Raw genomic sequence first — 12,567 nt, forward strand, 5'->3', positions numbered from 1 at the left:
AAGGAGGCCCATTATGAACGCATTAGTAATCGGTGCAACAGGAGCGACAGGAAAAGACCTTGTAGAGCAATTGATGAAAGATGATTCATTTGAAAGAGTCGATGTATTCGTAAGGCGTCCACTGGATAATCAGCATGATAAATTAACAGTCCATGTCATCGATTTTGACCAGCCGGATACATGGCGCGACTTGGTCAAAGGGGATGTGTTGTTTTCCTGCTTGGGCACGACAATTAAAGCCGCAGGAAGCAAAGAGGCACAATGGAAAGTCGATTATGGCTATCAATATGAATTTGCGAAAGCCGCAAGAGAAAATGGAGTCGACCGGTATGTATTGGTATCGGCTGAATTTGCCTCGCCAAAAGCCCGCAGCTTTTATTCGAAGATGAAGGGGCAGTTGGAGGAAGCGGTTAAAGAGTTAGGCTTTCCGAAGTTAACCATCATCAAGCCGCCGATCTTGATGAGGAAGGGAAGCGACCGCACCTTCGAAGTGCTGGGCTTAAAAGCCATTCAATTCATGAATAAAGCAGGATTGTTTCGTTCACAACAGCCGCTTCCCACTGAAGAATTGGCTATGGCGATGATCAACTCAGCAAAACGAACACAAGATGAAAATGAACCATTGATAGGGACAGCCATACGCGAACGCGCGTCTTTAAAATTTGATTGAATAGAACTATTCAAAAAGGAGGAGTGGTAAATACCGCAAATGAATATAATTATTCAACTTCTTGTTGAGTGAAGGAGGTGTGCTAGTGAAAAGGAACATCGGGTTCTCGGCTTTTCTGTTCTTCATTGCAGTTTTCATTTATTTGGTTATTCAATATTATTCAGAGGAACCGAGTGAGCAGGCGGGAAATGCCAGCATTCCACAAAGCAACACTAGCTACAACATTGACCTCGATATGAAAGAAGCAGGAGTTTTCCAGGTTTCTGCAGACATCCTAATTACAAACAACTCACAGGAAAGTTGGGCAGACATCGCCTTCCACCTTGTCCCCAACGCTATGAATAAAAATATGACTAAAGGTTATTCGGTCGAATCAACAAACCTGCAAGTGAATTCAATCACTTCGAGTGAAGATGAATTGCGATATGAATTGAATGGCGGTGGTTTATTCATCGAACTGGAATCCGATTTAACACCAGGCGAGCAACAAGCTGTCACGATTGAATACACACTCACCTTACCTGAAAACGGCATGCGCTTGGCGCGGGTGGAAAACAATTATTACTTAGCCCATTGGTATCCGATGCTTGCTGAATATGACGGGGCTGGCAAGTCAATGACTATGATCCTAAAGGAGAATCCTATGAAACGGGGTACGGCGATTATACGGTCACTTATCAATTGCCAGAGGATTACCTGATCGCCACTTCTGCACCAGACGGTCTGGCAGAGGCCAGTTCATCTGGAACCTTAACTGGAGAAGCCATCAAGGGATTTTATGCGGCGTTTTGGATCCAACCGATTGGCAAGTCGCAGAACGCACCTCTGGAAATACGGAGTTGCGTGTGTTTGTGCCAGGTGAGTCGGAAATCCTGGAGGAGACGGCTGAACTGTCAGTCGAAGCATTTGCTTATTTCGAAGAAAACATCGGCGATTATCCGTTTGCTGAACTGGATTTGATTGCGAATGACGGCTATATGGAATATCCGAACATTGTGGAAGTGCCGATGGATGAAGAATTACTTGATTCGATCTTAGTACACGAAATTGCCCATCAATGGTTTTACTATTTGGTCGCTAATGATCCATACGAAAACGCTTGGCTTGATGAGAGTTTGACCGAGTTTAGTACCGGCTTGTTTCTTAACGACTATTACGGTGATGAGGACGGCGGTTTTCAAAATGCAAAAGCCTATGAAGAATCTTACGAAACGGAAACCTATGCTGATTTGGCGCTTGATGAATTTGACACCCCGGCCTATTATGCGACCGTCTATGGCAAAGTCCCTTTATTGCTGAAAGACTTTTCGATGAACGGGGCGGAAACGAGGCCGCGCTGGAGTTTCTAGCGGATTATTACGAAGAGTTTCAATTTCAGCGGGTGACGAAACAACAATTCAGGAGTTCTTTGAGACATATTTTGAAGGGGACCAGCAGGCATTTTTGGATAGTTGGCTTCAATAAGATAATCATGCTTTTGCAGATGGGAACTTAGCTGAAATTGAGCGGGTTCTCCGTCTTTTTGTTTATGCCGCAGCCGTTTAATAAAAAGGAGCGGAGGATGTGAGGGATACATGAAGCAATCGTCCATTATCCAAAGCAAGACAACCAATCCAATGATGCCCTCGAAAGCGTCGAAGGTTCGGGCTTTGAAGCTTTCAATAAATGAATGCAGCTGCTGCAAATCTTACTTTCGAACAGGAGAGCGGGATTTTTATGGTATGATTAATTGAGAGTTATTATCAGTTAAAGGGGTGAATGCTGTGCTGGGGAAATTACATACCTTTCAAGTGCTGGCTGAATGCGGGTCCTATACCGAGGCGGCGAAACAGCTGTATTGCTCGCAGCCTTCCGTCAGCCAGCACATCCGCTATTTGGAAGAATACTACGGCGTGAAACTCATCATCCGCAAAAAGCAGCACATTGAGCTGACAGAGCGCGGCATTCTCTTACAAAAACAAGCCAGGCAGCTGCTCGACTTGTTTGAGGCGACGCAGCAACTCATGGCCACGCCTGCCGCCCAAAAGCCAGTTGCCATTTATATGAGCAACCACATTGCCGAAAATTATTACGAAGAATTATTCGATGTCCACGCGGCTTGCTGCAAGGCCTGCCCTTTTGAAATCAACGGCCGTTGCTATACGGAATTGCGTGGGCAGTTAATGGCCAAGAAAGCCAAGTTCGCTGTCATGCCGATTTATCCTGCAGATGCGAAATTACACCAATCGTATGACATTCAAGGCTTGTTTGAGGAAGAATTCCAGTTGGTCTTCTCCGCGAGCCATCCTTTGGCGACCCGAAAAGTGATCTATGCCAAAGACCTCAAACATGCAGCGGTGTTGCAGACACAAAGCAGGCATATGCAAACACTCATCCAGCAGGCGCTCGAAGCGAAAGGCGTCGAGGCTTTCTATATGCAGATGACCGATTTCAAGATCATCAAAAAAGCGCTGAGGCAAAGTGATTCGGTTTCCTTTCTTCCGCTAAAAGCGCTCGATTCAACGGACGCTTCCTTGGTTTACCGTTCCGTCAAAGGGCTGCGCATTGTCCGGCAAAACGGGCTCATCATTGATACGGAACAACAATTAACCGAAGCAGAACAAGCCTATTGCGATCACATTTCGGAAAAGCTCTCTTCATTTTAATGAGGGGAGTTTTTCTATTATAAGAAATGTTTATGGTGCCATCACAAACAATAATGCAGCTAGCCGCAGCATACGGTCGAAAAGGGAAAAATCAGTTATGAGTATCAATCACCTAGTTGATAACGGTTCTCAGTGGTGGTAGATTGAAGTGGCACAGCAATAGAGAAACCTCGGCTTATGCCAGGGTCTTTTAAAAGGTGCTGAGTTCCACTGGAGAAATGGGGCGAGCAGATGAAAAAATTCCTCTTCTTGTTGATTGTTGGCTTGTCGCTTTCCAGCACAGCCACTGCTGAAATGCTGCAGGATACAAGGATTGAAATTGAAAGCCGTGAAACTGCGCAGAACCCTGGTGAAGCAGCGGACCTGCTGGAGTGGCTCTTTACTTCAAGTGATTTGAAGTCTGCGAATACCGGGCAAGAGACGAACGTTCTTATCAAAGAAGAAATTGATGAACAAGCAGGAAAGGTAAATAAGACGACACTTGCCGTTATGGTAGCCGCTGCTGTATTCGCCTATTGGCTGAACAAAAAGAAAAAGCAGGAATTTGATTGAGCTAGAATAAGGAATTCGGAAAAGTCTTATATACACATCATTCATTGCAGGAGGTATTGGAAATGACAGCTATTCAAATCTACGATGAACAGGAATTGGTCCACATCGCTTTTGATGATATCCGAAAATACCACGGAGCCAAGGAAATGGCGTCGGTTGGCGTCGCTTACCGCATGGCTGAAGCCGCATTCGAGGCGCTCTACGGCATGGATGTGCCCGAGCGGCAAGAACTATCCATCCAAGCAGGACAGGGGCGCGGGATTCCGAGATGCCTTCGAATTCATCACAAGAGCCGAAACGCGCGGAAAATACTTCGTAGATCCAGACTATCCCGCTGCCAGGTTCGATCCTTACACGAAAAGTTCCTATGCATTCATCTTTTCGCGGGCCACAGGAGAAGAAGTGGAAGTCAGTTTGAAAAAGATTTCCTGCCTGCTGTGTTTTACGACTTGGTGAAAAAGAAAGGGACTGCCTGCTCACACAGGAGGAAGCAGAAACCTTGGAAACGCTCAAGAAAGACTTATGCCTGCGCGCCTTGGAACTGCCTTTAGACGAAGTCGTGGAAGTGCGTTGAAGAATTGAGTTCGCTATAAAGTAGTACTTATAAAACGAGGATGGCAAATGAAACTCTCAATAAGTCCACACAAATAAGAGGAAATGCTGATACATTCAGCGTTTCCTTTTCCATTTATACATATGCCTTTCATCCTGCATAGAGCTGTTTTGATAAATCCAATATTTTCCTTTGTGTAAAAGGGTAGAGGCTCTTCAAAATTGCTAGGTAGTATTTTTCAAATATACCAAATAATCTGTAATCTTATTGCTTGTCCAAATTTACTTCGGTATACTAAATTTTATCAAAGTCGAGGAGGAAAAATTTGAAGAAAAATATATTGTACCTGTCATTTTATCATCTGCTCTCGTCGCAAGTTCGTTCACAGCCAGCACCACATTAGCAAATGGCCAACAGGGGAATGGAGCTTCAGATAAAACATGGAATGAAAATGCCAATGTCCCTGTATTCGTCAAAGAGAAAATCGCTGAGAAGCGGGCTTCAAGCAATGCGTCAAATGCGCTTGATTACCTAGCGGAAAACGAGAACAAGACCGGACTGAAAAATCCCAAGAAAAACTTAAAGCAAAAAGAGATTGAAAAGGATGCACTCGGCATGACGCATGTCCGCTTTAACCAAGCAGTCAACGGCGTCCCGGTGGAAGGGGCGGAAGTAGTCGTTCATTACAACGAACAGGACGAATTGGTTTCCGTTAACGGCGGCCATTTCCCTGAAGCGTCCGCCAGCAACGTTGACACAACGCCGACTGTGAGCGTCGTCAAGGCCGTTCAAACAGCGAAAGGCGCAGTTGACGCTCCAGAAGAGCTCGAGTATGCGCCTGAATCGGAAGTCGTCGTCTATCCGTTTGACGGTGAAAACCATCTGGCTTATAAGGTCAACGTCAACTTCCTCGGGGACAAGCCCGGCAACTGGTTTGTCTTTGTGGATGCGAAAAGCGGTAAAGTGATCGATCAGTACAACGCGATCATGCATGCAGAAGACATCCATCAGTCTGTCGGAACAGGTGTACTCGGCGAGCAACGCAAGATTCACACAACGAAGAGCAAAGAAGCCAAGGGAGGCACGACTTTCAGCTTGTCCGATGAGTCGCATGAAGGCTTGGAAGGCATCTATACTTTCGATGCCAACGATGGTGAAATTTTCACGAATCAGAGTGCCTCGTGGAAAGATGAATACTTGCGCCCAGCTGTAGACGCGCATTATAACTCGGAGCAAGTGTATGAATATTTCCATGATGAACACGACCGCAACTCGCTCGACGACAACGGCATGGCGATCATTTCCTATGTGCATTACGGCGAAAACTATAATAACGCATTCTGGAATGGTCGCCATATGACTTACGGCGACGGCGATGGCTCGTTCATGGTGCCATTGTCAGCCGGCTTGGACGTCGCAGCACATGAAATGACGCACGGCGTGATCTCCAATTCAGCGAATCTCCAGTACCGCTTTGAATCCGGTGCGTTGAATGAATCCTTTGCGGATATTTTCGGCGCTTTGGTCGATGAAGACGATTGGGAAGTCGGGGAAGACATCATGGGCCCTGATGCCAAAGAAGACGGTAGAGTGTCGTTGCGTAGCTTGAGCGACCCAAGCAAATACCCGGTTAATGAAGATTACGTACCGTATGGCGACGGGGAAGGCAATTACCCATCCCATATGGATGAATTCTATGACTTGCCAATAAATTTGGATAACGGCGGCGTCCATATCAATTCATCCATTACCAACCACGCAGCTTACTTGATCGGCGAAGAGATCGGCAAGGAAAACTTGGCCAGATTTTCTACCGCGCATTGACGGTCTACTTGACGCCAACTTCCAACTTCAGCGAAGCCCGCAAACTCATTGTCCAGTCAGCGGCTGACATCTACGGAGAAGGCAGCGCAGAAGAAAAAGCGACGGCTAAAGGATTTGACGATGTAGGCATTAACGAATAAGGATTTTTAAACCCGCGAGTTGTTTGTCTTAATAGACAGACGACTCGCGGGTTTTGGTTTTCAGAGAAATTAGTTGAGAAAGGTGCTGGAGCAGTCGTTTATGCAAGAAATCGAGAACCAATTGGACTGAAGAAAAATAAATTTAAAATGAGAACTTTGTGCGGAACCAATTTTAAAAAATGAGCGTCTTCATATTGTCAGTCTACTACGTTTAGAAGGAGCAACTATGGAGATCATCGAAATATTGAAAGCATTGGTGCTAGGAATAGTGGAAGGCCTAACCGAGTTTGCACCCATCTCATCAACAGGGCATATGATCATTTTTGATGATTTATGGCTCAACACCGAAGGGTTTTTAGGCGGGCCGTCAGCTAATACCTTCAAAATCGTCATTCAGCTCGGATCTATACTCGCGGTCGTCTTCGTCTTTTGGAAACGCATGCTGAGCCTTGTCGGCTTATACAAACTAAAGCAAGATACGCCCACGACATTCAATATCTTGCACGTCTTGATCGGCATCATTCCAGCTGGGGTTTTCGGCTTGATGTTTGAAGACTTCATCGATGAGCATCTATTCAGCATTGAAACCGTGTTGATCGGTTTGGTCATAGGAGCATTTTTCATGATCATCGCCGATAAATTCGGACCCAAAAACCCGTCGATCAATTCATTGGATGAAATCAGTTACCTTAAAGCCTTAACCGTAGGCACCGTTCAATGCTTCTCCCTGTGGCCGGGTTTCTCTCGCTCAGGCTCGACCATTTCAGGCGGCGTGCTGCTCGGGCTGGACCATAGAACCGCGGCTGATTTCACATTTATCATGGCCGTCCCGATCATGCTCGGGGCATCAATCGTCTCGCTCGTGAAAAATTGGGAAGCCATATCATTCGATCATCTCAGCTTCTATGCTGCAGGATTTGCCACTGCTTTTGTATTTGCATTGATTTCCATCAAGTTTTTCTTGAAATTAATCTCACACATCAAGCTGGTGCCCTTTGCCATTTACCGTATTGTGCTCGCCAGCGTTTTGGCATTCATTGTGTTTCTTTGACCAACAGTGCAATGGCATGGGAATAAATAGATGTAGTTAAATATAGATAGAACCAGTAACGAAAAAGAATTTCTTATGAGATTCTTTTTTTTTTTTTTTTTTCTTTTTTTTTTTTTTTTTTAAGCAAAACAAGCTCCCAGACAAACCTGCTTTTTCACACGGCAATTCATAAGATTACGGCTAGTATTTTCTATTTTGATTCGAAGTCGAAGTTGCAAATAAATAGAAAAACCAGACCTATAAATGAATTTAAATTGAAAATTTTAGGATATACTAATTTTAACTAGATAACTGGAATAGGAAGGATGGAGAACATGAACAAGTTTATTTGCAATACATGCGGCGTACAAACCGAAAGTGCTGGCGCAGCACCTGAGCATTGTTTAATCTGCACCGAGGAGCGGCAATACGTCAGCGTAAAAGGGCAAAGTTGGACGACTTTGGAAGAGATGGTCGCATCCAATACTTATAGCAATGAAATTCTGTCAGAAGAGAAAGGGCTCTCAAGCATAAGGACTGTACCAAGTTTTGCGATTGGTCAAACGGCGTATTTGGTTCAAGGGGAGAACTTCAATATCCTGTGGGATTGTTTAACATATCTCGACGCTCCAACTATTGAAAAAATTAAAGCTCTGGGAGGAATCGATGCCATCGCCTTGTCCCATCCGCATTATTATTCAACCCAAGTGGAATGGGCTGAAACCTTCGATGCGGTAATCTATATTCACGAAGATGACAAGCAATGGGTGACGAGAACAAGCGATCGCATTATCTTTTGGTCAGGCGAAACGCTCGAAGTTGCAGAAGGGTTCACGCTGCACCGGATCGGTGGCCATTTCAAAGGTGCAGCTATCCTGGAATGGAAAGATGGAAGTGCCGGCAAAGGCGTGTTATTGACAGGCGATATCGTCCGCGTTGTAGCAGACCGCCAGTGGGTCAGTTTTATGTATAGCTACCCGAACTTCATTCCGTTGCCTGCGTCCACTGTCGAAAGAATGGCGGCACAGTTTAATGAAATCCGCTTTGATCGCGTGATGATGCATTTCACCGAATCGTAGTGAACGATGCGCGGGAAGCCGTACAAAACTCGGCGAAAAGATATGTAGATGCATTAAATGGAGTGCTGTTCAAGACCTGATGTCCGTACTTGTGTTTTATCTAATTTAATAAACCGGACATTAGAATAAACCAAATAAAAAAGGAGCACCAAATGCATCAGTCATTTTATCTAAAGAAACCAAGTACTTTTACATTCGATAAGAGCTATAAAGTGTTTATTAAAGAAGGGAAGCTTTTCTTCTTTAAAATTGACTATAAATCTGATGAGGACAATGACGTTTGTTTTCCCTATTCGGGTTGATTTACATGTTGCGTGATATGATTTACAAAAATCAGCTAAGCGCAGCGAAAACAAGATTGACCAGGCAGTTCAAAACGATCAACTAGAACTACTAAAGCATAAAATAATTTTCAACTCAATATAGTTGATATCAAGAGCGTTGAAGTAAATGAAAACCCACTTCTCATTCATTTTGCAGGACAACGGGACATTGTTGTTTATTTTAGATGACAATAAGCGTTATCGGTTTATTATGCCTTCGAGTATATCGAGAGAACTTATCATGAATTTACTGGAAGAGGCAGGGGTTTCACTGAAATTCAACACCTTAATAAGTATTAACATGAATTTTAAAAGAAATGGCTAAATTGCCATCACCGCAAAATTCACTTGATTTCTGTACGGATTTGCTTAAAAGGAGGGATTCTGTGCCAAGAACGAACATGGGCAAAATCTCTTTTGCCATGCTTTTGATTCTCATCATTCAAATCATCTCGATCGTAAACATGTTGTTCATCAATGGCTTAGGGCTTTAACGATTATTTTGTATTCATTTGTTACCGCACCTCTCGGACTGCTTTTGGAATAAGCGGCATAGTAAAAGAATCCGGCAGAAGCCTCATCGTACCTTGGGTGACCACGATTGTTAGCGTCATTTTACTCGCGCTATTTTTGATTACTTTATTTGGATTTTCTTTTGGTGATTAAATGCTCAAGGTCATTGGTGAAACTTTTCTATATCAATCGATGTAAAGATAGAAACAAGTCATTTAGACTCAATTCAGGCTTTTCATGAAGATCATTGTAACTAGTAATGAAATATTTTCTAATAAATATTTACTTTCCAAATACTAGTGGTATTCTATTAATAGCTAAAATAGTAAACGAATTCCTCTAACAAGTTCAATTTTAGTTGCAGTCTATTTAGGAGCGAAGGCCGGGTGTCTCGAGAAAGCATGAAGTTGATCTTATCTATTGTTATCATCATTTTAGTTGTGGGGCTTGGCATGTATCTCCAAAATATTGATGCTCCTATGTACGGCATTCCGGGTCTTCTAGAGTCTGTCATCAAGAACTGAAGCATTAAGCTGCAAACTCATTTCATTAGATTTTCATAACTGATGAAATGAGTTTTTATTGCAGCTTACCTATACTGTACTCAGTTTCAGTGAACTGAAATTGTCTCAGGAAGAACTGCAGAACCTAATTGATCCCGCGGCCCCGCTCCAGCTTATCAACGGAGGAGAAGATAGTGCTTATGTTGTTTATCAGTTTGACGAGATAATAGCCGCCGATATTGAAGAAGAAGGAAAACGATGAAAATGAATTTGAATGTGGCTGAAGAAGGGAGAACTGATCTGAACAAACCATCTATAAATTAACCCTCGATGAAGATCACGAAATCATTGAGGTTTTGTAAATGATGAAGCTACACCGATTGATGTGGCCTCAGGATTTAACGCAATTCACGCCATCATGTTATCGCAGAAGTGGAACTGTTTTGGAAGCCATATTGGGGAGGCTAAAACGCAAATGATGAAACCATTCTGTACCTGTTATGTCGATAATGATGAGTATCTTCCTATGTAGTGGCTGTTCTAGTGCTCCGGACGGATTAGAAGAAGTAGAGGGGACTGGGCTGGCGTTCAGCGAAAATTTCAATGCTTATGACGGGTTGAATGAGAGAACATGTGGAGTTTTATAAACCTGCAGAAGCACATCAATTGCCTCCTTCGATTTTAGGTGAACATCACCTGCTCGAAAAGGGATCGATTCTGATTTAATACCTTTTGAAGTAAATGAGGAAAATGCGTATGTAGTCACTTCCGAAGACCGAACCGGAAAAGTGACTCATCAAGTCCAGTTAAGCTACCTCGGGAAATCGGAAGAGGGCATTGTAGATGAGTTTTTATTATCTCTGTAACTGAAATGGAAAAATCCGGTTGAGAATTATGAAGTTGCAGAAGCAACTGATTCGGTTGGAAATCGATTTGAAAACAAGAGCTGAGCGGAGATGATTTTATTTTCCAGCAAGTGCTGACAACAAATAGTGCTTTATTGTACCGATACTATGAATATGATGCAGAGGAAGAACAGTTGAATGTCGTCGGTACCGCCGCAAACGAATTTTATTCCTACCATGATGGCTTCGTTTACCACATTGGTTATTTAATTGAGCGGAAAAGAAATACGGAGCAGGTTCAAGACAATATGCTCAACTTGACGCGTACTATTATTCTAGGAAAAGATACATCCAAAGGAAGATGACTACGACTAGAAGAGAGGAAAACCATGATTAAAATAAAGCGGCATTCGTGGGTTCGTTTATTATATTCGCTATTTGCATGTACTTATTTTTCCGTTTTCAAATACAGCGATAAAGAGGCTCAATTTGTCTTTATGTCGTTTCCCATTCAAGATCAAGAAGGATATAATTTGTTGGGAATCATTGGGTCTATCATGTTTATTGGCGCTATCATTTTCTTGTTCAATAGCCTGGAAAATATCGATTTCGGATAGTGTTCGCAGTCGTCATTGTCTATATGTTTTACCGAATCTATTGGTTGTGGCATACCAGGAAACACTAGCAAATGGCATTTCAGCTATCTCTTATGACGGAAATGGCCAGTGCGACTTTGTCACGATGGATGATTCCATGGACGCCGAATGTAATCTGGTATTACATAATCGCAGTGATGAGGCTGTGACAGTGGAATTGGAATTTATCGATTCGTTATTTATGGAAGAAAATACGTGCGGATGGAGTCGCTTATGAACTTGGCGGGTCCATACACGATTACTTTGGCGCCCAATAGTCAAAAGCATATTCATCTAGAAGAATTACTCGACTTGTCGAACGTTCCCAACCATATCGACTCAGGGACGTCATTCAGTATCCACATTAAACTGATAGACGGTAATGAAACACGGATTTTGTAATTTCTAAAAGAGCTCTTCTAATCTCTAGTGTTGTACTGATAAGGCTGACAAATGCTTCATAATCTCATAGTTTACATCTTTAGGATTGTCGAGATTTGTTGCATGGTGCGCATTTTTATATAAATCATTTTAGAGTGAGGAATACGGTAAGCCATTTCTTTCTGTTGTCTTTCAGTCATATTGTCATGGTCACCTTGGAGAATGAGAGTAGGACAATTTATTTTACTTAAATCCTCTCCGCTTTCCATTTTGAAACCGAGTCCCATATACGTATCCAGTAGTTTAAAGGGATCGAACTAACGGTTTCTTTAATATATTGCTTATTATTGTGATTAAATTTTGAAAGAGTTTTTGCTTGAATGCTAGCCATCATGTACATAGGTATAAATTTATTTGACCATCTATTTATAGGTACAAACACTTTTTCAATCCAATTATATGAATTGGTGTAGGGAGTACCAATTAAAATGAGGGATTTCACCAGCTTGGGGTACCTGACCGCAGTTTGAAGCGAAATATGGCCACCCATAGATAACCCACAAAGATGCGCTTGCTTTACTCCTAAGTGCTCCAATAAACCTACTAAATCTTTAACAAAATCTTCGGAGTCTACTTTTCCTTTTGGCAATGAGGATTTCCCATGGCCACGCACATCCCACGTAATAACTTTAAAGGATTTTGATAGCTCTTCCACTTGAGGTTTCCATTGTTGAAGGTCCCATGAAGCACCGTGTGTAAAAAGAAGCGTTTCACCAGCGCCTTTAACTTCGTAATATAATGTCGCATTATTTATTTCGATAGTAGGCATTCTATCCTTCCATTCTGCTTTCATTTTGATCTTCAATACTTTTAT

The 12,567-nt window shown here is 42.8% G+C and carries 10 protein-coding genes and 1 pseudogene; 10 read left to right on the top strand and 1 reads right to left on the bottom strand.

Features of this window, described 5'->3' with window-relative positions; translation table 11 throughout:
* Positions 1-13 precede the first annotated feature (13 nt).
* From CW734_RS09390 to CW734_RS09435, 10 genes and pseudogenes are all read left to right on the top strand, one after another.
* Positions 14-670, top strand: coding sequence for an NAD(P)H-binding protein (locus CW734_RS09390; RefSeq protein ID WP_101190272.1), 657 nt, complete (start codon positions 14-16; stop codon positions 668-670).
* Positions 671-755: 85 nt separating this feature from the next.
* Positions 756-1,370 carry a gluzincin family metallopeptidase gene (locus CW734_RS09395; protein WP_101190273.1) on the top strand — a complete coding sequence of 205 codons (615 nt, stop codon included), beginning with the start codon at positions 756-758 and terminating at the stop codon, positions 1,368-1,370.
* Between the two features lie 88 nt (positions 1,371-1,458).
* Entirely contained in the window at positions 1,459-2,019 is a 561-nt protein-coding gene (locus CW734_RS09400) for a M1 family aminopeptidase (protein ID WP_157824144.1), read from the top strand.
* A gap of 414 nt (positions 2,020-2,433) precedes the next feature.
* Entirely contained in the window at positions 2,434-3,315 is an 882-nt protein-coding gene (locus CW734_RS09410; RefSeq protein ID WP_145990598.1) for a LysR family transcriptional regulator, read from the top strand.
* A 231-nt stretch (positions 3,316-3,546) separates the two neighbouring features.
* Positions 3,547-3,867, top strand: coding sequence for a hypothetical protein (locus tag CW734_RS09415; protein ID WP_101190277.1), 321 nt, complete (start codon positions 3,547-3,549; stop codon positions 3,865-3,867).
* A gap of 62 nt (positions 3,868-3,929) precedes the next feature.
* The gene (locus CW734_RS09420; RefSeq protein WP_101190278.1) at positions 3,930-4,418 is read left to right on the top strand and encodes a hypothetical protein; all 489 of its coding nucleotides are present in this window, start codon (positions 3,930-3,932) and stop codon (positions 4,416-4,418) included.
* A gap of 269 nt (positions 4,419-4,687) precedes the next feature.
* The gene (locus CW734_RS09425; RefSeq protein WP_332871041.1) at positions 4,688-6,244 is read left to right on the top strand and encodes a M4 family metallopeptidase; all 1,557 of its coding nucleotides are present in this window, start codon (positions 4,688-4,690) and stop codon (positions 6,242-6,244) included.
* Between the two features lie 8 nt (positions 6,245-6,252).
* The gene (locus tag CW734_RS19680; RefSeq protein ID WP_332871042.1) at positions 6,253-6,384 is read left to right on the top strand and encodes a M4 family metallopeptidase; all 132 of its coding nucleotides are present in this window, start codon (positions 6,253-6,255) and stop codon (positions 6,382-6,384) included.
* Between the two features lie 226 nt (positions 6,385-6,610).
* Complete coding sequence (locus tag CW734_RS09430; protein ID WP_101190279.1) at positions 6,611-7,435, top strand: undecaprenyl-diphosphate phosphatase; 825 nt, start codon at positions 6,611-6,613, stop codon at positions 7,433-7,435.
* 314 nt (positions 7,436-7,749) lie between these two features.
* Positions 7,750-8,573 (top strand): annotated as a pseudogene (locus CW734_RS09435) (MBL fold metallo-hydrolase).
* A 3,367-nt stretch (positions 8,574-11,940) separates the two neighbouring features.
* Here CW734_RS09435 and CW734_RS09460 read toward each other — a convergent pair.
* Complete coding sequence (locus CW734_RS09460) at positions 11,941-12,546, bottom strand: alpha/beta fold hydrolase (RefSeq protein WP_332871043.1); 606 nt, start codon at positions 12,544-12,546, stop codon at positions 11,941-11,943.
* Between the last annotated feature and the right edge of the window lie 21 nt (positions 12,547-12,567).

The sequence above is a fragment of the Planococcus sp. MB-3u-03 genome, from assembly GCF_002833405.1.
Taxonomy (GTDB): Bacteria; Bacillota; Bacilli; order Bacillales_A; family Planococcaceae; genus Planococcus.